General features: G+C 48.1%; 20 protein-coding genes. 9 read left to right on the top strand and 11 right to left on the bottom strand.

The window, feature by feature from the left end; all coding sequences use genetic code 11:
* Positions 1–5: 5 nt before the first annotated feature.
* Positions 6–593 carry a hypothetical protein gene (locus tag AB6805_RS20855; RefSeq protein ID WP_370911372.1) on the top strand — a complete coding sequence of 196 codons (588 nt, stop codon included), beginning with the start codon at positions 6–8 and terminating at the stop codon, positions 591–593.
* 19 nt (positions 594–612) lie between these two features.
* Positions 613–1,908, top strand: a complete 1,296-nt coding sequence (locus AB6805_RS20850) for a radical SAM protein (RefSeq protein WP_370911371.1) — start codon at positions 613–615, stop codon at positions 1,906–1,908.
* 101 nt (positions 1,909–2,009) lie between these two features.
* Here the strand turns inward: AB6805_RS20850 and AB6805_RS20845 are convergent, their stop codons facing one another.
* The gene (locus AB6805_RS20845; RefSeq protein WP_370911370.1) at positions 2,010–2,687 is read right to left on the bottom strand and encodes an SDR family oxidoreductase; all 678 of its coding nucleotides are present in this window, start codon (positions 2,685–2,687) and stop codon (positions 2,010–2,012) included.
* A 102-nt stretch (positions 2,688–2,789) separates the two neighbouring features.
* On the opposite strand from AB6805_RS20845, the gene AB6805_RS20840 reads away from it, so the two are divergent.
* Positions 2,790–3,386 (top strand): MarR family winged helix-turn-helix transcriptional regulator, encoded by a 597-nt coding sequence (locus tag AB6805_RS20840; protein WP_370911369.1) that lies wholly within the window; start codon positions 2,790–2,792, stop codon positions 3,384–3,386.
* A gap of 51 nt (positions 3,387–3,437) precedes the next feature.
* On the opposite strand, the gene AB6805_RS20835 is transcribed toward AB6805_RS20840, so the two are convergent.
* Both AB6805_RS20835 and AB6805_RS20830 read right to left on the bottom strand, forming a co-directional pair.
* Positions 3,438–4,325: an AraC family transcriptional regulator gene (locus AB6805_RS20835; RefSeq protein WP_370911368.1), complete on the bottom strand. Its 888-nt coding sequence runs from the start codon at positions 4,323–4,325 to the stop codon at positions 3,438–3,440.
* A 70-nt stretch (positions 4,326–4,395) separates the two neighbouring features.
* Positions 4,396–5,622 carry an MFS transporter gene (locus tag AB6805_RS20830; RefSeq protein ID WP_370911367.1) on the bottom strand — a complete coding sequence of 409 codons (1,227 nt, stop codon included), beginning with the start codon at positions 5,620–5,622 and terminating at the stop codon, positions 4,396–4,398.
* Between the two features lie 142 nt (positions 5,623–5,764).
* On the opposite strand from AB6805_RS20830, the gene AB6805_RS20825 reads away from it, so the two are divergent.
* The 3 genes from AB6805_RS20825 (at position 5,765) to AB6805_RS20815 (ending at position 9,595) form a co-directional block, all read left to right on the top strand.
* Entirely contained in the window at positions 5,765–6,652 is an 888-nt protein-coding gene (locus AB6805_RS20825) for a hypothetical protein (RefSeq protein WP_370911366.1), read from the top strand.
* A 182-nt stretch (positions 6,653–6,834) separates the two neighbouring features.
* Complete coding sequence (locus AB6805_RS20820; RefSeq protein ID WP_370911365.1) at positions 6,835–8,304, top strand: DUF5723 family protein; 1,470 nt, start codon at positions 6,835–6,837, stop codon at positions 8,302–8,304.
* Between the two features lies 1 nt (position 8,305).
* The gene (locus AB6805_RS20815) at positions 8,306–9,595 is read left to right on the top strand and encodes a folylpolyglutamate synthase/dihydrofolate synthase family protein (protein WP_370911364.1); all 1,290 of its coding nucleotides are present in this window, start codon (positions 8,306–8,308) and stop codon (positions 9,593–9,595) included.
* 1 nt (position 9,596) lies between these two features.
* Here AB6805_RS20815 and AB6805_RS20810 read toward each other — a convergent pair whose 3' ends face one another.
* The 5 genes from AB6805_RS20810 to fbp form a co-directional block, all read right to left on the bottom strand.
* The gene (locus AB6805_RS20810) at positions 9,597–10,154 is read right to left on the bottom strand and encodes an NUDIX hydrolase (RefSeq protein WP_370911363.1); all 558 of its coding nucleotides are present in this window, start codon (positions 10,152–10,154) and stop codon (positions 9,597–9,599) included.
* Between the two features lie 12 nt (positions 10,155–10,166).
* A complete protein-coding gene (locus tag AB6805_RS20805; protein WP_370911362.1) occupies positions 10,167–10,694 on the bottom strand; it encodes a YfiT family bacillithiol transferase in 528 nt (175 codons plus the stop codon).
* Positions 10,695–10,709: 15 nt separating this feature from the next.
* Positions 10,710–11,474, bottom strand: coding sequence for an ABC transporter ATP-binding protein (locus AB6805_RS20800; protein WP_079468105.1), 765 nt, complete (start codon positions 11,472–11,474; stop codon positions 10,710–10,712).
* An 81-nt stretch (positions 11,475–11,555) separates the two neighbouring features.
* Entirely contained in the window at positions 11,556–12,044 is a 489-nt protein-coding gene (locus tag AB6805_RS20795; protein WP_200817195.1) for a CAP domain-containing protein, read from the bottom strand.
* Between the two features lie 158 nt (positions 12,045–12,202).
* Positions 12,203–13,213, bottom strand: a complete 1,011-nt coding sequence (gene fbp / locus AB6805_RS20790; RefSeq protein ID WP_370911361.1) for a class 1 fructose-bisphosphatase — start codon at positions 13,211–13,213, stop codon at positions 12,203–12,205.
* Between the two features lie 139 nt (positions 13,214–13,352).
* On the opposite strand from fbp, the gene AB6805_RS20785 reads away from it, so the two are divergent.
* The 3 genes from AB6805_RS20785 to AB6805_RS20775 all read left to right on the top strand — a co-directional run bounded on the left by AB6805_RS20785 (position 13,353) and on the right by AB6805_RS20775 (position 17,473).
* Complete coding sequence (locus AB6805_RS20785) at positions 13,353–14,621, top strand: aspartate kinase (RefSeq protein ID WP_370911360.1); 1,269 nt, start codon at positions 13,353–13,355, stop codon at positions 14,619–14,621.
* Between the two features lie 74 nt (positions 14,622–14,695).
* Positions 14,696–14,974, top strand: a complete 279-nt coding sequence (locus tag AB6805_RS20780) for a hypothetical protein (protein WP_370911359.1) — start codon at positions 14,696–14,698, stop codon at positions 14,972–14,974.
* Positions 14,975–15,028: 54 nt separating this feature from the next.
* Positions 15,029–17,473 (top strand): outer membrane beta-barrel protein, encoded by a 2,445-nt coding sequence (locus tag AB6805_RS20775; protein WP_370911358.1) that lies wholly within the window; start codon positions 15,029–15,031, stop codon positions 17,471–17,473.
* Here the strand turns inward: AB6805_RS20775 and AB6805_RS20770 are convergent.
* The 3 genes from AB6805_RS20770 to nuoL are packed head-to-tail and all read right to left on the bottom strand — an operon-like array spanning position 17,470 to position 22,260.
* Positions 17,470–18,909: an NADH-quinone oxidoreductase subunit N gene (locus tag AB6805_RS20770; RefSeq protein WP_370911357.1), complete on the bottom strand. Its 1,440-nt coding sequence runs from the start codon at positions 18,907–18,909 to the stop codon at positions 17,470–17,472. The genes AB6805_RS20775 and AB6805_RS20770 overlap by 4 nt on opposite strands.
* Positions 18,896–20,347, bottom strand: coding sequence for an NADH-quinone oxidoreductase subunit M (nuoM, locus tag AB6805_RS20765; RefSeq protein WP_370911356.1), 1,452 nt, complete (start codon positions 20,345–20,347; stop codon positions 18,896–18,898). The genes AB6805_RS20770 and nuoM overlap by 14 nt, the downstream gene beginning before the upstream one ends.
* 23 nt (positions 20,348–20,370) lie before the next feature.
* A complete protein-coding gene (gene nuoL / locus AB6805_RS20760; RefSeq protein ID WP_370911355.1) occupies positions 20,371–22,260 on the bottom strand; it encodes an NADH-quinone oxidoreductase subunit L in 1,890 nt (629 codons plus the stop codon).
* Between the last annotated feature and the right edge of the window lie 10 nt (positions 22,261–22,270).

Raw genomic sequence — 22,270 nt, 5'->3', positions numbered from 1 at the left:
TGTTCATGCATAGTTTGCGCATCCTGCATCCGAATACCTCCAGCAGAATCCGGTTATTACCGGTTATGCATGGGCTTACGGGCATACTGTTCCTGTTTAATGCGATCGGTATTTACCGCAGTCCGCAGCCGAACTGGTTCCTGGTGTTTTTTTTCCTGGTGGTAGGTGTATTGTGCATCGGTTTTCCTTTTACCATGAGAAGGTTTAAGAAATTCACCGAAGCCAATACCGTCGCACGGATGATAGAAGCGCTCATCTGCTTTACCGGCAGTTTGTATTTCCTGTCGCACCTCAACCCGGTTACCGCACTACTGCTGTTCCTGGTGGGCGCAGGGCTCGCCTACGTAGGCTGGATGGAACACCGCATTTTCCAGCCATCTTATGTAAAGATGGATACCACCGGAATTACCCTTCCTACCACCTTCTCAAAAAGGCTGGTTGGCTGGAACGAACTGAATAACGTAATTTTGCGGAACGATCTGCTCACAATAGACTTTAAGAACAACAAGATCCTGCAACTCGAAATACTGGATGAACCAGGCAACGAACAAAGGGAAGCGCTGAATAACTTCTTCCGGAGCAGGGTGCAATAACAGTATATAAAAACAGAAAATGCTAAAACAAACACCTTACATATTATACTCAGACGGTAACGGTAATATTTTTGAAGATACCACCCTGTATGTAACCGGCCGCAGCGGCTGGGATGCATGGCCGGTAGAAGCAGACGAGTGGATTGAATTGCCGGAAGGAGGTAATTTGTATGAGTTGCCCGGCCGCCGTGGTATTGGCATCAACGCCGCCACCGGCGATATGCAGCTTTGTGATAAAGGATGGGCTGTAGCCGCATTTATACCGCCGGCGCATACCGGTTTTTACCTGGCTGCCTACGAAACCATGCCGGATGCGCCTACCCTGCCGCTGTTCTGCTACACCGCAGTAGGCTGGCTGGATGGTAAGTTTTATGTGCCCGCCACCCGCATTGAAGCAGATATCCGCCAGGAATGCGCGGGCTTTGACGATAAAAAAGTGAAACAGGGCGTAAAAACCCTGGTGGAAGCATACCCGCATAACAGGCTGGTACAGCACCTCGCGGAAAATTGCGCGCTCACCTATGAGTGTCCTGCTGCCCGTAATTATTTTATGGGAAGATGGGAATGCCCTATTCCTTCCTCTCCGGCATGTAATGCCAATTGCGTGGGCTGCATTTCATTCCAGCCGGAAGAAGAAAGCATTGTTTCCACGCAGGACCGTCTCCGCTTTAAACCAACCGCGGAAGAAATTGTGGAGTACACCGTACCTCACCTGGAATCAGCCCCCTTCCCAATCGTAAGCTTCGGACAGGGCTGTGAAGGCGAACCCCTGCTGATGTGGGAAACCATCCGCGAATCCATCCTGGAAATACGTAAACACACGCCTAAAGGCAGCATCAATATCAATACCAACGGTAGTAAGCCAGATGCCGTAAGAGCCCTGTGTGAAGCAGGCCTGAACAGTATCCGCGTAAGCCTTAACTCCGCACAGGAGAAGTATTACACCCCGTATTACCGCCCTAACAACTACGTTTTTGAAGATATCATCGAAAGCCTGAAAGTAGTGCGTGAATTCGGCGGCTGGACCTCCATCAACTACTTCGTGTTTCCGGGCATGACCGATAGCGCAGATGAATATGAAGCGCTGCGTAAACTGATCAGGGAAACCGGCTTGAATATGATCCAGTGGCGTAATTTCAATATTGATCCCGACTGGTACCTCGGCAAACTGGGTGTAACGGAAACGGGCGAATGCCTAGGGGTAAAACAGCTGCAGGAACTGATCCATGAGGAATTCCCGGATCTGAAGTTCGGTTATTTTAATCCTCCGATGGAGCGTATTACCGGCGATTATATGAGCGACTTTGCTCACTGAAAATAACAGAAATCATTTTAAAAAAGCGCGTCTCAAAAATAATTGAGACACGCTTTTTAGTTTAAAATAGTTTTCCCGTCTAAACTACCAAATTTCATTCTCTAAAAATTAAGTGCTGATGATAAACGCTCGATGTCATCCACAAAGAGCTTTTTGATATCCAGGGTATTAATTGCAGCATATAATGCGACCTTTGCAACGCTTTCTACAGGAAGAGGACGATTAGGCTTGATTTCCGGCCCCAATACAGGATCTGGTAAAAGCTTCCGGATATACTCATTTTCCTGTATGGTTTCAGGACGTTCCAAACCATAAAGCATTCCTGGTTTCAGGATAGTCAGATCAAGCCCAAGTTCATTTGAGCTTAAAAAAGCTTCGGCAGCAGTTTTACTTGCCATATAACCGGCAGGCGTATCCGGAGCACCTGCACCTGCCGAGATGTAGACAAATTTGTCAATACCCATTGACTTTGTAGTAATACCGGCAATTTTTGCCGCGGTAAAAATCATCCGTTCATAAGTAATGCCCTGATCAGGTTTTTCTTCCAGTATCCCGATACAATGGATCACAGCGCACGCCCCCTGCAAATGTTTCTTCCACTCACCCGGCTGGAAAATATCGGCAGAAACCCAGGTAGTCGTTTGGTAATCCTTCCCATATACGTTTTCAGGTTTGCCGCCCCGGGAAATGCTTATCACCGGAATTGTATGCAACGATGCTAATCTGCATATTGCCTTTCCTAAAAAACCATTGCCTCCTGTTATTACTATATGCTTCATTTTATATCATATATGATGTTTATAATACAATATTACAACATTTACATTATAAAATAGCGTTAATGATGTATTTTTTTTACTTTTACATCATAAGTGATACAAATGAATAAAACAGTCGACCTGGTGAACCATTGGGCTGCGTTTGAAAAAGCGCACCCACAAGGAGAAATATTAGATTTCTGCCGGTACATGCTCACAAAAAAAAGGGAGGATAAACCTAATCAGCATTTTTTGGGCGGAGCCGTTCCTCCGGATCCTCACAGTAAGTTAGCTAAGCTAATAGGCCGGATCGCCAAAATCCACGTAGTATTATCGCTTCCAATACTAAAAGAACATGGTATTAATAGCTTCGAAGATTTTGCATTCCTTAATTCAATTTTCAAGCTTGAAAATCCAAGAAAGACAGACGTAATAAATAGTAATTTTATAGAACTGTCTTCGGGGCTATTGATCATCGACCGCCTCAGAAAGAATGGCTGGATAAGTGAAAAAGATGATGATGCTGATAAGCGTTCCAAACGGCTTTCGATTTCATCAAAGGGCAAAAAGGTATTGGAGCAGGTTTATAAGCGTATGGCTGAATTGAACAAGCAATGCTTTGGCAATATCTCAGATGATGATATTATGCTTTGCATTCAACTGATGTCTCCGGTAGAATCAGCGCTGATGGCTTCATGGTTAAAAAGCAAAGGGAAATAACGACTTTCGCAAATACAATACCGGACAACCGCAGGTTTAACAGGATTGCTGTTACTTCAACTCTTCTGCAAAGCGGTATTGCCTCGCATACGCCGATGGCGACATTCCCGTTACCTTCCGGAATACCCGGTTAAAAGTGATGGGATTGTTATACCCGGTAGCATAGGCCACTGCTGCAATACTGTCGAAGTCACCGTTAATAATATTCTTACACGCTACATTGATCCTGATCTCATTCAGGAATTCAAGATAGGTTTTGCGGGTGTGTTTTTTAAAGTATTTGCAAAAAGCATAAGTAGTAAGATGCGCCACGCCGGCAATTTGTCCCAGCGAAATATTCTCCGCATAATGCTCCAGCGTGTATTGGTAAATATCATTCATCCGCAGTCCTTCCGACTCGCTGTAAGATTGCCTGGAAAACCCCGTGGATAACGACTTCCAGTCCTTCACCTGTTTAGAGAAATATACCAGCATGCCCACAAATGCCAGCAACCTTTCGGCGCCGCTGAGCCGGGAGATCTTTAATATATCGGCAGCTGTTTTCTCCGCGTATTCGGCAGGCAATTGCAAACTGTTGGCGCTGAGTTGCAGGAACTTTCTTACCGCCTCCATTTCTTTCAGGGAAAATAAGCCCTGTAATGCGTGTTCATGATCGAAAAAGATATGGATGGCGTGGATATTCTTCTCCTGTAAATTTTCAAAATACCGCGCATCCCCTTTAAACATATGGGGTTGATTGGCGCCAATCACATAAATATCTCCGGCCTTGAAAGGTTGGGTATAGTTTCCGGCAATCAGGGTGCCTTCTCCCTTTATAATAAGTGTTACCTGCGCCTCTTTGTGACGATGAAGGTAATTATAAAAGTAAGGGAGGATATCTTCCTGTATGACTACAGCACCTTCATCGGCAACGGGGACAGTAAATTGAATTACTTTCATTAACCAATATTACTAATTTACCTGCAAAATTAGCGATTATGTGGCAATAATGGTAAAGTGTTGGACAATATCATCCACTGATCTCTTTTCTGCCCGTCCCTATTTTTTGCTGCAACCACAAAAATCCGCCGCCCGACAACACGCACCCCAGCGCTGTAATCCCCCACCACGGCCTAAACCCAAGATGCTGCACCACAAACGCCCCCGTTGTGGGCGATACAATATTGGCCAGCGAATACGAAATGGTATACAACGCGGCATATTGTCCGCGGTTATGGTCCAGGCTCCTGCCGATCCAGAAACTGTTCATAAAGGGGAGGCAAAACATTTCCCCGAAGGTGATCACCACCATAAATACTACTGCCAATGCCCATACCGGCGGCAGGAAACAAAGTAACATATAGGACAAGCAAACCATCATGGCGCCGCGGGCCACAAAGGACAGGTTAGGCATTTTTCCGTCGAGGCGGTACACCATTACCATTTCCACCAGCGCAATCAGGATCCCGTTAACAGACATGTTCAGACCAATAGCCCACTCTTCCAGGTGCATCACTTCTTTAAAATATAACGGCACAATGCTGGAAAACTGGAACAGGCAGATGGCATTTATGGTGGCAAAAAGCAGGAACCACAGGTAAATATGATCCCTCCATACCTTCTCTTCCGCTTTTACGGCTGCTTTGGCAGCCTTTGGCGGCGCAGGTACCGGCGGCAGGAAAATCCGCATCAGGATGGCCGCCAGCATACAGGTGAACCCGTCTACCCAGAAAAGCAGCTGGTAACTGAAACTGGCAAGGATACCCCCGATAGCAGGACCTACCGACCAACCCAGGTTCACCGCCAGCCGGTTCAGGGCGTACGACCGGGTCCGGTTTTCCGGCGAGCTGTAGGCGGCAATGGCAATGCTGTTGGCCGGCCGGAAGGCATCTCCCACAGAACTCATTACAAATACGCAGATACATATTTGCTCAAAGGTGCGCATCTGACCCAATAAAATGAATAATAATCCGTTAGAGAAAAGACTCCAGAACTGTACCTGGTAGAAACCGATCTTATCGGACAGCCATCCGCCCAGCAGGGCGCCAACAATGGCACCGGTACCAAAACAGGCCATAACCAGGCCTGCCTGGGCAATACTGAAATGAAGATGTTGTGTAAGATATACGGTCATAAAGGGAATGACCATCGTTCCGCTCCTGTTGATCAGCAATACAAGCGAGAGCCACCAGGTAGCAGGAGCAAGACCAGTATAGGCATTTTGGTAAAGACGGATCGTTTGTCTGGCCAGGTTCATAAAATCGGTGAAAAATAATTTACGATAATTGGATTAACAGCACAGTTTTTGCAAAGATCCGGAATTCATCTTTTGATAAGCGATTATTTTTTCTGGATCAAAACATTAACTTTGGCCTGAACAGGCACTCAATAAGGTTATCATGGAGGAAAAAAACGGTAAAAAAAATATACAGGCTTTAGGAATCACTATCGGCGTGCATGCATTGCTGTTAGTAGCGCTGGTATTTACCGGTTTTTCTGCACCTCCGCCCTTGCCGGATCAGGATCTTGGCATGGAAGTAAACCTTGGCACATCCGATGATGGCATGGGGGACGAACAACCATTGAACCCTAATCCACCCAGTGCTGCGGCACCGGAACCAGCAGCAGCTGAAAGTCCGGCTGCTACCGCTCCGGCCAACACGGAGCCTCAGCAGGATATTGCCACCCAGGACGAGGAAGAGGCCCCGGAAATAAAAAAACCGGAAAAGCCTGTTGAGAAACCTAAAGAGATTCCAAAGAAATTAGAACCAAAACCTGTTAAGCCAACAAAGAAACCTGCAGAAACGCCACCGGCGCCCACACCTCCCGCACCAAAACCAAAGGCGGTGTTTTCAGGCGGTACCGGCAACAGTGCCAATAGCGGTAACAGCGCCAATGGCTCTAATAATGCCACAGGAGAGGGTAATACCGGCAAACCCGGCGATCGCGGTCAACTGGGGGGTAACCCTAACGGCGGCGGATATACGGGCGGTGGACTCGGCGGCGGACGCTCCGATTTCCACCTCAATGGGAGAAGCCTCATCGGCAGGCCACAGGTTACTTACGACGGTACCGAAACAGGCTACGTAGCCATCAATATAAAAGTAGATCAAAAGGGAAATGTGACATCTGCCACTTTTAGTATGAAAGGATCTACTATCAGTAACCCCCGCCTGATTGAGATTGCCAAAAAGGCTGCCTCCAGCGGACAACTGAAATATAATGCCAACCCGGATGCACCAGAAGAACAGTTCGGAGTGATCCGCTTCTTTTTCAAAGCAGAATAAGCAGCGTAATATATACAGATTTTAAAAGAAGCTGTTTTATTACCGGACCAGGAACTGATCCGGAACAGCATAGCTTCATCCTGAAATCTGTCGTTCCTACATCATCTTTACCTATGATTGCAACAACTGACAAGAGCAATTTTTTTGTGTCATTTCGAGGAACCTATTTTTTATCGCCAACGATGATTGTAAAACTTAACCGTATCTTTTCCGGCACCGCAATATTGCTTGTGCTGATGCAGGCCGCTGTGGCTCAAACTTTCCCGGGTTACAACAACAGTAACTACGCGGGTATTTATGGTGTATTCTCCAACCCGGCCAGCGCTGCCGGCTATCGCTACAAATGGGATGTAAATATTATAGGTGCGGATGTAAATGCCGGCAACACTTATATGAGCGTTCCGAAATCATTGCTGTTTAATATTCCTGATACGCTGAAACGCAACCAGGATTATTTCCTCGATGAAGGCGCCAACAGGAAACAAATGGGCTGGCAAATGGCGGAAATTGCACTGCCTTCCGTATTATATGCTATTGATGAAAAACAGTCTGTTTCCTTTGTATGGCGTATGCGCAGCAGCAGCAGCGGCGGTAATTTCACTACCCCCATCGCCAATTTCTTTGGGGTGGATTTTCCAAATCCAGGGTATATCAACACCAACTTAAGTATTCCGCGTGCAGGCGTTTCCTCGCATGTATGGCATGAACTGGGCTTCAGTTATGCACGCACCATCAAAGAAACTTACAGCGGCCGGTGGAAAGCCGGCGTTACACTGAAACTGCTCAGTGGCGTGGCCGCGGGTTACGCCGCTGTTAAGGGCGTTGACTTCCGGCTAAACTCATCAAAAAGTGCCACTATTACCAGTGGTACCCTCTATTATGGCTATAACAAAGAAATGGACGACTGGCAGTCGCCCGCACAAAAAAACCTCCAGTTATTTCATAACAACGGCATCGGCGCAGACATCGGCGTGATCTACGAATACCGCCCCGACAACGGCGGCTTTGGCGCTTCCGAAAGCTCCGACGCAGATGACTATAAATTTCGTATAGGCGCTTCCATTACCGACATCGGCAGGATAAAATATACCAAAGCGCCTATTAACACGGACCTCAGCCTGGTAAAAGACAATGTAGTGCCAAAGGATGTGCAGTATAAGAAAAATGAAAGTCTGCAGCAATACGCCCGCCGGCTCAACAATTATTTTACGCCACTGGGCACCGATTCTACTTTCAATATGATGCTGCCCACGGCGCTCAACCTGATGGGTGATTATAATATCGACAGCCGCTTTTTTATCAGTGCACATGCGGTTATAGCATTAACCGCCGGCAACCGCGATATATCCAAAACATATGCACTAACACAGTTTAATATTACGCCACGGTATGAAACCTACCTTTTTGGCGCCTATATGCCATTCACTATTAACCGTAACGGCCAGACCGATGTGGGAGCGGGTATCCGCATAGGTCCCCTCCTGATTGGCTCCAGCACAATTTTCACCAACCTCTTTCAAAAACATGTCGATCGTGCAAATGCTTTTGTAGCTTTGCGCTTAAATTCAAGCATGTTCGAACGGGGTGAGGGCGGTGGGCTCTTTAAGAAGCGTAACCGCCAGTTGGATTGCCCGGTGGTTAATAATTACTAATATGGCCTCTTACAAAGAAACGCTGGACTATCTCTATGCACAGCTGCCCATGTTTACCAGAGTGGGCGTCAGTGCGTTTAAAACAGACCTGCATAATACCATTGCATTACTGGATCAGCTGGACCAACCGCAACACAGCTTTAAAACCATACACGTAGCCGGTACCAACGGCAAAGGCTCTTCCAGCCATATGCTGGCAGCCATTTTCCAACAGGCCGGCTACAAAACAGGACTTTATACTTCCCCTCACCTGCTGGATTTCAGGGAGCGTATCCGCATCAACGGGCAAATGGTTCCGGAAGATTTTGTAGTTAATTTCACAGAACAGATGCGCGGGCATATTGCCGACATCCAGCCCTCTTTTTTTGAACTCACCGTTGCCATGGCATTCCGCTACTTCCAGCAGGAAGCAGTAGACATTGCCATCATTGAAGTGGGCCTCGGCGGCCGGCTGGACAGCACCAACGTCATTACGCCCGAACTGTCGCTGATCACCAATATCAGCTACGATCATAAAAATATTCTCGGCGATACACTCCCGCAGATTGCCAGCGAAAAGGCAGGCATCATCAAAGCCGGGGTACCGGTAGTGATCAGCGAAACACAGTCTGAAGTACAGGACGTGTTTATCAATACCGCCAACGCACTGAATGCCCCCATTCACTTCGCTGACCAGGAATGGATGGAAGCTTCCGGCGCCATTGAAAGCAATCACTTCACTATAACGTTACTGGATACACGACAACAGCAGATGCGCCGTTTACAACTGGATCTGACCGGTCAGTACCAGGAAAAAAATGTAATGGGCGTATTGTCGGCCGTAAAAATATTACAGCAAAAAGCCTGGCATATCACCTGGGATCATATCAGCCATGCACTTTCCCACGTAAAGAAACTGACCGGCCTGAGAGGCCGCTGGGAAGTGGTTCAACGGCATCCGCTCACTGTACTGGATGTTGGCCACAACGAAGCCGGTATCCGCGAAGTGATGCAGCAGCTCGGACATGTTAACTACCAGCAGTTACACATTGTGGTAGGATTTGTGAAAGATAAGGAAGTAGAAAAAGTGCTGCCATTATTCCCGCCTACTGCGCATTATTATTTCTGTAAAGCACAGATCCCCCGCGCATTGGACGAAGTAGCACTGGCTGAAATGGCGGCGGCCAGCGGATTACAGGGCCATGCCTACCCAACTGTTCAGGCGGCGCTGCAGGCGGCCAGGCAACATGCCCAGCCGGATGATATGATCCTCGTTTGTGGAAGCTTTTTTATTGTAGCAGAAGTGATGTAAGTTATTTCATCGTCATTTTACCCAGATACAGCAACGCGTAAAAGATACAGGTGGTGTGCAAACTGTGTACTATTTTGTTATCCAGCAACAGTTGCTGTAGTTCTTCCAGCGGCATAATCACCACTTCAATATCTTCGTTATGATCTAATTCCTGTTCCTGCACCTTTACCCCTCCCGTTGCCAGGAACATATGCGTGTAGTTGTTACTGGAAGCCGTATTGGGCGCAATGGTACCAAGCGACACCCATTCTTTAAATGCATACCCGGTTTCTTCCAGCATCTCGCGTTTCATCGCAAATAAAGGGTCCGGATCTGTGGGGTCCATCGTGCCACCGGGAATTTCCAGCAACGTTTTACCTACTCCCTGCCGGAACTGCCGGATCATGATTACCTGTCCGTCTTCACGGAGCGCCATACCGTTTACCCAGTTGTTATACTCCAGTACGTAATAAGGCGCCACAATTTTACCTGCGGGCGTTTCGCAGGTATCGATACGCGCCGTAAGCCAGGCATCTTTAAAAAGGTATTCCGATGACAGTAATTTCCAGTCCATATTCATAATAACAATGCTTTACCAATCCATTCGTTCTTTCAGGCGCAGGATATGCTCCAGGTGATGTTTACCATGCCAGGCGTAATTGGCGGCATGGGTTTTCAAATGATGACTGGTGCCATTGGCAGGATGTACAAAAGTACGTTCCCAGTCGCCATCCGATAAGTGCTCCATCAAACTTACCCAGCGGTTATGCAGGGCATGCAGCAGGGTGACAGATACGTTTATAGGCGTAAACTTTACATCAGGAAGTTCCGCCCATAGTTGCTCCTCGTAAGGTTTTATAACCGGCTGTTCTTCTGTGAGGGCCAGCTTCATGCGGGTGTATCCGTTCATATGGCTGTCGGCCAGGTGGTGTACCACCTGTGCTACCGTCCATCCATCCGGGCGGTAAGGCGTTTGCAGCTGGTATTCGTCCAGTTGCTGCACGGCAATCTCCACCAGCTGGGGCAAATAGCGGATGTCGTTAATAAATCCCCGCAACATTTCCGGCGTATAGTCCGGTAATGCTTCAAAGCGGCCGATAGGATATTTCAGTGATTCCATCCGTTAGGTGTTAGTTTATTCTTCGCGTAAGTCTTTCCCCGTGAGATGAATGAATACATCTTCCAGGTTCGCTTTCTTCACTTCTTTCTTTCTTTCAAAACCGGAAGATACCAGTTTATCAATCAATGCATCGGGCGAGTCGATAGCGATAATAAGACCGCTGTCGACGATAGCGCAACGGTCGCAGAGGAATTCTGCTTCATCCATGTAATGGGTGGTGATTACCACGGTGGTACCCTGGCTCCGCACCTGCTGGATCAGCTCCCACAAGTTGCGGCGGGCCTGTGGATCCAGGCCGGTAGTAGGTTCATCCAGGAAAATGATCTGTGGTTTATTGATGAGCGTAGTGGCAATGGAAAACCGTTGTTTCTGGCCACCGGAAAGTTCCTTGAATTTTGCTTTGGCTTTATCTTCCAGGTTAAACATCCCCAGGAGCTTCATGGGCTCCACGGGCTGGTTATAAAGGCCGCCAAACATTTCTATGAGTTCTGTGAGATTCAGTCCGGGGTAATAGCCGGAACTCTGGAGCTGTACGCCGATGATCTTCTTAATATCGTTGGGGTCTTTGTCGAGGTCATAACCTCCCACCATCACTTTGCCGGCTGTTTTTTCCCGGAGGGTTTCAATGATTTCCAGGGTAGTGGATTTACCGGCGCCGTTGGGGCCCAGCAGGCCAAAGATCTCTCCTTCAAACACCTCAAAGCTGATTCCTTTTACCGCGGTAAACTCCCCGTATTTTTTTACCAGGTTGCTTACCTCAATGATCTTTTTCTTTTCCATGGGGCCAAATTACAGAAAGAATGCGAAAAAAAAGAGCCTCTGAACGAAGGGGACAGCCACCGGCCGTCCCCTTCGTTTCAATTACTGCTTGATAAACACCTGCGTAAAGAAGGTAATCCTCCCCTTATCGGCGGTGCCGATACCAATGAGCGTATAATCGCCCAACATATTTTTGCGGTGCCCCGGGCTCTTGATCCATCCATTTACCACGGCTTCGGCGTCGAGGGTGCCATAGGCTACGTTTTCAGCGGCGCTGGCTACGCGGCCCATCTTTTTGGATACGTTGGCTACGCGTTCTTCAAATCCCTCATGACCAAAACCGGTGCTGCCGTTGGCCATATCCCGGCTGTGGCGGCGGGCCTGCTGGCTGATGGTGGCATCCAGCTGTAAAGGCTTCAGGCCTTTGGACTGGCGGAACTTGTTGGTGTAGTAAAGAATCTGGTCATCCATGCTGGCACCTGCATTACTGCTGTCTGCCGCATGGGTGGCACGTGAACACGCGCTAACCTGGAAAACGGCCAACAGGGCGACTAATAATGCAATGATCCGCTGGTTCTTCAAAATCGACATAGAAATAAAGTGGTTAATTATTAAAAATGAATAAAGAGTACTAATATGACTATTAAAACCAGGCCAGGTTTAGCAAGCCGGGTGCCAGAAATTAAAAACGGTGTATAATGGACATTTTGTATCCGCTATACACCGTTTTTTGTAATATTTTTTTAAGCCTACTCGTTCATGATCCGCTGCCAGGTATCCATCATTGTTTTGGACCCTATAAAGATGGCCATCCGCTGGTGCAACTGTACCGGTTTCAGCTCCAGGAGCCGCTGTTTACCATTGGCCATGGCCACGCCGCCCGCCTTTTCCATGATAAACGACATGGGATTGCACTCATAACAAAGCCTTAAACGGCCAGCCGGGTACTTACCAAAAGCCGGGTACATGAAAATACCGCCCTGGATAAGGGTACGGTGTATTTCAGCCACCATACAGCCCACAAACCGGTGGCGGTAAATACGGTCGTTTTCATTCCTCGCCATAAAATGATCGATCGATTTACGGATTCTCTGCTCGTATAAGTGGTAATAACCCACATTAACGGAGAAAATATCGCTGTCGGGCGGACATTTCAGGTTGGGGTGCGACAGGCAGAACTCCCCGATAGACGGGTCCAGGGTGAAGCCCTGCACGCTGCGACGGGTAGCATATACCATCATGGTAGAGGAGCCATAAATAATATACCCCGCAGCAATCTGCTTGGTGCCCGGCTGCAGGAAATCCTCCAGTTCACATTCAGAGCCCTCCGGCGTAAGCCGGCGGTACACCGAGAAAATGGTACCGATAGATACATTCACATCTATGTTGCTGGAACCATCCAGGGGATCCAATAACACCACGTATTTCGATTTTTTGGAATGCTCATCATGAAAAGGAATAAAGTTTTCATTTTCTTCTGAAGCCACGCCACAGCAGTAAATACTGGTTTCCAGTGAATCAATGAACTGCTCATTGGCAAATTCATCGAGCTTCTTTACTGATTCGCCCTGCACGTTGGTCCGGCCGGCTTCTCCCAGGATGTCGGCAATACCGGCTTTGTTTACTTCCACATTTACCCTTTTAGCAGCGAGGCCGATATCACGCAGTAAACCGGATAACTGACCGGTGGCTCCCGGGTAATTCCGTAACTCCTGGATAGTAAATTCATCCAGTGTCATTACTTTTTGCTTAAGATTCATAACGTTAGGTTGTATGGGCGAATTTAGTCAATTGAAACTATTTTAACGGAACTGTCATTTATCTGCAAACAGATTTTAAAACAATTCTAAACTTGTCTTACTTTGCCGAATAATTTTTTAAAAGAAGATAAACTATCATATGAAGGTTTTCAAGTTTGGTGGCGCAAGTTTAGAAAGTGTTGAACGTATCCGGCAGGTGGCTCAGATTGTACAGTCATTTCCGGACGAAAAACTCCTCATTGTTATTTCTGCCATGGCTAAAACAACCAATGAGCTGGAGAAGGTAGCGCAAAACTTTTTCCTGCGCAAACGGGAAATTGCCGCGCAGCTTCTCTTTAACATCGAGGAGCAACATGTGAATGTAGCCGAAGCCTTGCTGGGAACAAAGGATCATCCATTATTTATCCAACTGCAGCAATTTTTCACCGAAGCCGAATGGACACTTGGCGAAAAACCCCTGCGCACCTATGATTACTATTACGATCAGCTGGTGAGCCTGGGTGAACTGCTCAGCACCTCTATTGTAAGCGCCTTCTTTAACAGCGTGGGTATCCACAATACCTGGCTGGATGTAAGAGATATTTTCCGTACAGACGACAACTTCCGCGACGCCAATATCGACTGGATCTATACCCAGCGGCAGGTAACCGAAAAAGTGGTTCCCCTGTTCAACAACACCAATATTGTGATTACACAAGGCTTTATTGGCAGCACCGACCAGAACGAAAGCGTTACCCTGGGCCGGGAAGGCAGCGATTACTCCGCCGCCGTTTTCGCCAATATGCTCGATGCCGAAAGCCAAACCATCTGGAAAGATGTGGAAGGATTGAAAAATGCCGATCCCAAACTGTTCCCCAACACCGTGAATATACCGGAGATCAGCTACAGTGAAGTGATAGAAATGGCCTACTATGGCGCCCAGGTGATCCACCCGAAAACCATTAAACCACTGCAGAACAAACAGATCCCCCTGCTGGTGAAATGCTTCCTGGATAAAAACCTGCCCGGCACCGTCATCAAGGAAACCGCAGATGTAAAACAGCTGCCCCCTATCATTGTGCTGAAAAAGAACCAGGTGTTGCTGAATATTACCTCCAAAGACTACTCCTTTATCACAGAAGATAAGATCAGCGACATCTATGAGATCTTCCACGGGCTGAAGGTGAAAATTAACCTGATGCAGAACGGAGCCATCAATTTCTCCTGCTGTATAGATAATAACCCGGAGAAGATAGAACTCCTGATCAAAACGCTCCACGAGCAGTTTAAAATCGTTTACAACGAAGGACTGGAGCTGCTTACCGTTCGTTATTACCAAACCGGCCTCCTGGAAGAACTCAGCGATGGCCACACCATACTTTTAGAACAACGTTCAACCGCCACCATACAGCGTCTCTGGAAAAGATAAATTTATCCAGTAAAAATATTATCACCCTTCGTGCAACTTTTTTCGTACCCGTTCGTCTTTAGTAAAAATGTGGTATGAAAAAAGTTGCTATCGTTTTAAGCCTGAGTACCGTGGTGATGCTGATCATAGCATGCGGAGGGAAAATGGTCAACCGTGGCTACCTTTCCGCCAGCAACCCGGATGAATTGCCTATTTACCTGATCACCCTGGGATATTTCAGGGAAACACCTGCCTGTCCCACAACCCCATCGTCGTGTGTGATGAATAAAACAACAGAGATGCCCCTCGGCAAAATACAGGATGTTTTAAGATCGGCGCTTCAATACTACCAGGAGAACTGCAGCAGGAAATAATGACCCCCTTTTTTGGTATTAGCTTTTGAGAAAATTTACAACGGAAACGATAGTATGAGAACAATCATCGTAGCCCTGGGAATGCTTTTTATCGGTGTGCACGCTACCCTGGCACAACAATCCAATTCCACAGGAAAAATTACACTGACAATTACAGACCATGAAGGCAAGCCGCTCCCCTTTACCAGCGTAATGGTGAGGAATATCAAAGATTCTTCCCTCGTAAAAGGAGAACTGACCACCACCAACGGCAGTTGCGCCTTTGAAAAAATAACCTTTGGCCATTATTTCATCCAGGCTTCCCAGATGGGATACAACACCACCTACAGCAAAACATTTCAACTCAACGCCGCTCATAAAAACATTACCCTGGATACCATCCGCCTGAACACTTTAGGCAAAAATCTCCAGGCCGTGAATGTAACCGCTCAGAAACCTTTTATTGAAAGTTCTGCCGGGAAAACAGTCATGAACATCGAGAACAGCGTGAGCGCCGCCGGCAATACCGCGCTGGACCTGCTCCGCCGCGCACCGGGAGTACAGGTGGATAACAACGAAAACGTAACCCTGAAAGGGCAAAGCGTTACGGTAATGATCGATGGCAAACTGACCTACCTCAGTGGCGAACAATTAACCAATCTCCTGAAAACAACACCCGGGGAAAGCATTGCTTCCATTGAAATATTAACCAGTCCTTCTGCCAAATACGATGCCTCCGGTAACGGCGGTATCATCAACATAAAAACTAAAAAAGGAAAAATGACCGGGATCAATGGTAACGTGAATGCTACCCTTACCCAGTCGAGATACGGCCGCTATGGTATTTCCGGTAATGTTAACTGGAGAACGGAAAAATTCAACCTGTTCGGTAATTTCGACCAGGGCGACTATCCCCGCCAGGTTACCCGCGTATACAGCCGGAACGTAAAGGAAAACGATGGCAGCTCCACCTATCTTCAGCAGAATATATTTCAGCGTAACCGCTTTAAAAATAACTACCTGAAAATAGGAATGGATTACTTTATCACTGATAAACAAACCATCGGCGTACTGGCCAACGGCTATAAAAACGCCTTCAGTAACCAGATTTACAGCAATGCCGACCTTGGCCGGGTTCATATGCCGGCAGATTCTACCGTGAACTCCCTTACCACCAACAATAACAAGTTCGATAACATTGCGCTTAACCTCAACTATAAACTAATCCTGGATACTGCCGGCGGAAGGGAAATCAGTTTTGATGCAGACTATGCACAGTTCAACAACCACCGCTTTATGCAGCTGAACGACAGCCTGTATGACGCCAAAACACAGTTGAACCGCAACCCCAACAGCATCCGCACCACAGGAGGCACACAGGTAATTATCAAAAGCCTGAAAGCAGATGTGAGCTGGCCGCTCGGCAAGGAAGGCAAACTGGAAGCCGGCGCTAAAACCAGCTTCGTTACCACCACCAATGTGTTGCAGTTCGACTCTTTGTCTCATGGTGGCTATAAACCTTCCCCCGGGTTAAGCGACCGCTTTAACTACCAGGAAAATATTTATGCCGCATACGCCACCTACAAAAAACAAATACATAAAACGAATCTGCAGCTGGGGCTGAGGGTAGAGAACACCGAATCTACCGGGACTTCTTTCACAACCGGAACAAATGTGAAACGCTCTTATGTGGACTTCTTTCCAAACATCAACGTGGAGCAAAAACTGAATGATAAAAATAAGCTGAGCCTGGCCATGTCGCGCAGGATAGAAAGACCGCAATACGGTCAGCTGAATCCATTTATGTTTTACCTGGACAAGTATACCTACTTCCGCGGAAATCCTTACCTGCGGCCGCAGTACAGCAACATCGCAGAAGTTGCCTATACGTTCAAAGACAAATACATCGCCACTTTCCGCTACAGCCGGATTAAAGATATGATGGAAGAATTCATTACGCAGGACGACAGTACCAAAGCCTCCATCAGCACGGAACGCAACTATGATAAAACAGACATCTATAGCATCCTGTTTACGCTGCCTTTCCAGTTTACAAAATGGTGGACCAGCGACAACAACGCAGATTTATCCTATAACAAATACCGTTTTGAAGATCCCGTAACGAATGACCCTTATTACCGGTATAACTTCAATTATTATATCAGCAGCACGAATACTATTACTCTTCCGAAAGATTTTAAGGTAGAAGTAATGGGCTACTATAACTCGCCTTTTATTTTTGGTATTTTCAGGGGCTATGCACAGTATAACCTGAACCTGGGCGTTCAGAAAATGTTCCTGAATAAAAATGCCACCGTAAAACTGAGCTATAACAATATCCTGCGGAATGAAAGCTATCGCGGGGCCGCAGAATTTGCCAACCTGAACATGAGCATCTTCAATACTTGGCAGTTCCGGACGGTGAACCTTTCTTTCAGCTATAAATTTGGCAGTGCCACCATTAAAGCGGCCCGTGAAAGAAAAACGGGTACCAGCGATGAACAGAACCGTGCGGGTTAAACCAGGATACGCATCATTTGCTGAATCAGCGCCATCATAGCAGTAGGATATACACCCAGCCCTATTAACAGTATGGTTAAAATCACCAGGGTAATATTACCGGCCATGGGCAGGGCCGGTATCACCGTTGTTTGTTGCCCTTTTGCAGGCACTGCAAACATAGCCGCCACCAGCCGGATATAATAATACAACCCGATCACGCTGTTAATCACCAGCATAAACAACAGGAACCACTGGTGCCCGTCCACGCCGGCCAGCACCACATAAAACTTACCGATAAAACCGGCGGTAAGCGGAATGCCCGCCAGCGATAACAGCATCGCCGTAAATACGGTGGCCACCCAGGGATAACGCCAGAACAGCCCCCTGTAATCAGCAATCGTTTCCGCATCCTGCGAACTGCTCGACATTACAATCACCACCCCAAAGGCGCCGATGCTTGTAATAAAATAAGCTACCAGATAAAATGCCAGCGCCTCCAGCCCCGTTTGCACACCCGATAAAAAAGCAACCAGGATGTAACCCATATGCGCGATGGAAGAATAGGCGAGGATACGTTTGATATTCTGTTGTGTGAGTGCCAGCCAGTTGCCCGCAAACATAGACGCTACCGCGATAATAGCTACTATCCACCACAACATCGGGTAGTCGTTACCGTGAATGTCCTGGTAAAAGCGGATCAGCAACACCAGCATGGCTCCCTTGGAAACCGTGGCAATAAACGCTGCCACCGGCAACGGCGCGCCCTCATAAATATCCGGCGCCCACATATGAAAAGGGACAATCCCCAGTTTAAAACCCACTCCTATCAGCATCAACCCAAAACCTGCCATCACACTCACCGGCAAATAACCCGCCTCGCGTAAGGCTGCGCCTATTCCCGGGAAATCCATATGGCCGGTAAACGCATACACCAGTGCCATTCCGAACAGCAGGAAAGCAGACGACAACGCCGCCAGCATCAGGTATTTAATCCCCGCTTCATCAGACCGCTCACGGGCACGCAGATACGCAATTAATCCGTATAAACTGATGCTTAGTATTTCCAATCCGAGGAACAGCGACATAAAATGGCGGCTTACCACCAGCACCAAAGCACCGATAGTAGCGAGGATCAGGAGAATGTAATATTCTTCCTTCCGCTCTTCCCTTTCTTCAAAATAATTAAATGACAACAACAGGATAATAAACCCCGATACGAGGATCAACCCGGAATTAAAGAGTGAAAACTCATCGATCACCAGCAGCGGTGGCACGGGATGAGGAATATACTTAATGGCAGGAATCACCGCCGCCATCGCCATACCAAAAGCAAGCAGGGAAAAGCTGTACACGATGCGGTGATTACGCCAGGCTGCTACCAGCAACATGGCTATCACTGCCGCAGCACATAGGGTAATCAGCGGCCCCAGACTTAAAAAATCAGCGAACGACATAGTCAATGTTTTGGGAAGTATTCAATACCGGTTGCGGATGGAAGCCCAGCCAGCATATCACTATTACCAATGCTATTATGATCACCAGCTCACGCCCGTTCAGATCGGGCATGGCATATTGCCGGTCGCACGGACCGAAGAAAACTTTCTGCATAATGCGCAGCGAATACGCCGTTGCCACCACCAGGCCAATAGTAGCCAGGATGGTGAGCACATGATTGGCCTGCCAGCTTCCCAGCAGCACCAGGAATTCCGCTACGAAATTGCCCAATCCCGGCAACCCGAGAGAGGCCATCACAAAAATCATGGCAGCGCTGCCCATCATGGGAAGCCGCAGCCAAAGCCCGCCCATTTGCCGGAGGTTGCGGGTATGTATGCGCTCATACAACGCGCCCGCAATAATAAATAACGCACCCGTACTAATGCCATGTGTGATCATTTGCATCACTACGCCCTGGTAAGCAATTTCATTAAGGGCAAAGGCGCCCAGCAGTACAAAGCCCATATGGCTTACGCTGGTGTAGGCAATCAACCTTTTAAAATCCGTTTGTGCATAGGCCAGCATGCCCCCATACAGGATACCAATTACGCCCAGTAACATGGCCACCGGCGCTATGTCTGCGGCGGCAGTGGGAAACAGCGGCAACACAAACCGGAGGATACCATAAGCGCCCGTTTTCAGTAACAACCCCGCCAGCACTACGCTGCCCGCAGTAGGCGCTTCCGTATGCGCATCCGGCAACCAGGTGTGAAAAGGCACTGCCGGTAGTTTGACGAGGAAGGCAACCAGGAAACCCAGCATCAGCCAGCGTTCCATAGAAGGCGTCATAGGGGTGTTCAACAGCTCAAAATAATTAAACGTATATACATTAGTGTTAGCTTTATGCACAAAGTAAAGACCGAGTATTGCCAGCAGCATCAGCAAGCCCCCCGCCTGTGTGAACAGGAAAAACTTGTTGGCCGCATACTCCCGGTGTTCATGTCCCCAGATACCAATCAGGAAGTACATGGGGATCAGCATCATCTCCCAGAAAAAATAAAACAGAAAAAGATCCATTGTCAGGAAAACACCTGTGATACCACAAAGCACAAACAACAGGTTAAAGTGAAAGAACCCTACCCGCGTTTGGATTTCCTTCCAGGAAATTAATACCGCCAGCGCCCCAAGGAAAAATGTCAGCGCCAGCATCAGCATGCTTAAACCGTCCATCGCCAGGTGCAGGCTGATACCGAAATGCGGCACCCAATCCATCCGGAACTGGTACCACCAACGGGTATTGCTACCTCTATGCTCCATCCATACCCCTGCGATAATGCCGAGGTTCACCAGCAGGCTGCATAGGGCTATCCACCGGCTGGCAGCGTGGCTTCTCACGCCTGCCACCCACGACAACAATGCCGCGCCAAAAAGGATCAATATCAATACCAGCAATATCATAATTGTTCGTTTAATCGTTCGGGTTATATGTATATCCGCCAGATCAGCACCGACAATATCGCCACCGCACCCAGCACTACGCCAAGTATATACCATCTCAGCAAACCACTCTGCGTACGTGCGAGCACGTTATGACACCATTCCATAAACGCCGCCAGCCCGGTATAAAACGTGTCTATCAGATCCCTTCTGTTGATACGCGACAGGTACACAAAAGGGCGTACCAGCAGCACATTGTATAATTCATCAAAGTCCCACCCCCTGCTCCAGTAGCCACGCAGCCACATGATAGCAGGCATCTCCAGGAAATCAGACATGCCTTTGGGATGCTTCACTACCCAGGCATACGCCAGCCCGATGCCGCCCAGCGCCAGCAAGGCCGATAAGGCCTGCGAAGTCCATTCCATAGAAAGACTTTCATGCAGTACCGTCACCGCCGGCAACACCGGTTGCAGCCAGTTGCTGAATAACGTTACATGCCCCATTGTATGTGGCAATTCTATAAACCCGGCAACCGTGGATAATACCGCCAGGATATACAGCGGGATCATCATACTGCTCCCCGGCCGGTGATGCACCTTCGTTTTCTCTTCTCCATAAAATACCAGGAAAAACATGCGGAAAGTATACATACCCGTGAATAACGCACCCAGCAACGCCGCCAGCCAGAAGCCCACATGGCCGCCGGCAGCGGACCACGACAACCAAATGATCTGGTCCTTACTGTAAAAGCCGGCTGTTATAAAAGGAATGGCCGCCAGCGAAGCACAACCAACCAGGAATACCCAATAAACGCCGCGCAACTGCTTTTTCAATCCACCCATCTTAAACATGTCCTGCTCGTGATGCAGCGCTACAATGATAGCGCCTGCGGCCATGAACAACAACGCCTTGAAGAAAGCATGCGTAACAAAATGAAATACCGCTGCCGACCACGCGCCACAACCCAAAGCCAGGAACATATACCCGATCTGGCTCACCGTGGAATAGGCCAGCACCCTTTTAATATCCGTTTGCACCAGCGCGCTGAAACCCGCCAGCACCAAAGTAATAGCGCCTATCACGGCAGTAGTGGTTTGCGCCGCGGGCGCCAGTTCAAATAAAGTATGCGTACGCGCAATGATATAAACCCCTGCCGTAACCATGGTGGCGGCATGTATCAACGCACTCACCGGCGTAGGGCCCGCCATGGCATCGGGCAGCCAGGTTTGCAACGGCAGCTGGGCCGACTTGCCCACTGCGCCGCCCAACAGCAGCAAAGCGATGGTGGTAACCACCGTATCGTTCACAGACCAGAGATGTGTACTGTTTTCCAGTATGCCGGGAATACTCAGTGTACCGGTATACTGAAATAACATAAACAAAGCAATGGCCATCGCGGTATCGCCTATGCGCGTTACAATAAAAGCTTTCCTCGCTGCATACCCGTTGGCAGGATCTTTATACCAGAACCCGATCAGCAGGTAACTGCAAAGGCCCACCCCTTCCCAGCCAAAGTATAACAACAATAAATTATCTGCCATCACCAGCGTAAGCATGGCGCCTACAAATAAATTCATGCAAGCAAAAAAACGGGCGTAGTCCGGCTCGTCGTGCATATAACCGGATGCATATACATGGATCAGGAAGCCCACAATGGTGATCACCAGCACAAATACCACCGACAACGCATCCATCCGGAAATCGAAACCTGTTTTAAATCCACCGGCTTCCAGCCAGTTGCCGGCATGCTGAACAATAGCCTGTTCACCATTGGCGGCAAATTGTATAGCGATGATAATAGCCACTATTGCAGCCAATCCGATACTGCCGCATCCGATTACGGTAACGCCTATACGGTCGAAACGCTTCCAGCCCAGCATGAGCAGGAAGGCGCTGATAAAAGGAATGAGCGGTATGAGTGCAGGAAACATACAATTGAAT

It is taken from the genome of Chitinophaga sp. RCC_12, from assembly GCF_041360695.1.
In the GTDB taxonomy this organism is placed as follows: Bacteria; Bacteroidota; Bacteroidia; order Chitinophagales; family Chitinophagaceae; genus Chitinophaga.
Note: the sequence above shows the minus strand (reverse complement) of the source record. Positions and strands in the feature narration are given on the sequence as shown.

Coding starts and splice junctions, on each gene's coding strand:
- AB6805_RS20785 (WP_370911360.1), top strand. CDS start 13,353: ATGAAGGTTTTCAAGTTTGGTGGCGCAAGTTTAGAAAGTGTTGAACGT.
- AB6805_RS20835 (WP_370911368.1), bottom strand. CDS start 4,325: ATGAAAGTAATTCAATTTACTGTCCCCGTTGCCGATGAAGGTGCTGTA.
- AB6805_RS20775 (WP_370911358.1), top strand. CDS start 15,029: ATGAGAACAATCATCGTAGCCCTGGGAATGCTTTTTATCGGTGTGCAC.
- AB6805_RS20830 (WP_370911367.1), bottom strand. CDS start 5,622: ATGAACCTGGCCAGACAAACGATCCGTCTTTACCAAAATGCCTATACT.
- AB6805_RS20840 (WP_370911369.1), top strand. CDS start 2,790: ATGAATAAAACAGTCGACCTGGTGAACCATTGGGCTGCGTTTGAAAAA.
- AB6805_RS20805 (WP_370911362.1), bottom strand. CDS start 10,694: ATGGAATCACTGAAATATCCTATCGGCCGCTTTGAAGCATTACCGGAC.
- fbp (WP_370911361.1), bottom strand. CDS start 13,213: ATGAATCTTAAGCAAAAAGTAATGACACTGGATGAATTTACTATCCAG.
- AB6805_RS20795 (WP_200817195.1), bottom strand. CDS start 12,044: ATGTCGATTTTGAAGAACCAGCGGATCATTGCATTATTAGTCGCCCTG.
- nuoM (WP_370911356.1), bottom strand. CDS start 20,347: ATGATATTGCTGGTATTGATATTGATCCTTTTTGGCGCGGCATTGTTG.
- AB6805_RS20770 (WP_370911357.1), bottom strand. CDS start 18,909: ATGTCGTTCGCTGATTTTTTAAGTCTGGGGCCGCTGATTACCCTATGT.
- AB6805_RS20810 (WP_370911363.1), bottom strand. CDS start 10,154: ATGAATATGGACTGGAAATTACTGTCATCGGAATACCTTTTTAAAGAT.
- AB6805_RS20825 (WP_370911366.1), top strand. CDS start 5,765: ATGGAGGAAAAAAACGGTAAAAAAAATATACAGGCTTTAGGAATCACT.
- AB6805_RS20815 (WP_370911364.1), top strand. CDS start 8,306: ATGGCCTCTTACAAAGAAACGCTGGACTATCTCTATGCACAGCTGCCC.
- AB6805_RS20855 (WP_370911372.1), top strand. CDS start 6: ATGCATAGTTTGCGCATCCTGCATCCGAATACCTCCAGCAGAATCCGG.
- AB6805_RS20845 (WP_370911370.1), bottom strand. CDS start 2,687: ATGAAGCATATAGTAATAACAGGAGGCAATGGTTTTTTAGGAAAGGCA.
- AB6805_RS20850 (WP_370911371.1), top strand. CDS start 613: ATGCTAAAACAAACACCTTACATATTATACTCAGACGGTAACGGTAAT.
- AB6805_RS20820 (WP_370911365.1), top strand. CDS start 6,835: ATGATTGTAAAACTTAACCGTATCTTTTCCGGCACCGCAATATTGCTT.
- nuoL (WP_370911355.1), bottom strand. CDS start 22,260: ATGTTTCCTGCACTCATACCGCTCATTCCTTTTATCAGCGCCTTCCTG.
- AB6805_RS20780 (WP_370911359.1), top strand. CDS start 14,696: ATGAAAAAAGTTGCTATCGTTTTAAGCCTGAGTACCGTGGTGATGCTG.
- AB6805_RS20800 (WP_079468105.1), bottom strand. CDS start 11,474: ATGGAAAAGAAAAAGATCATTGAGGTAAGCAACCTGGTAAAAAAATAC.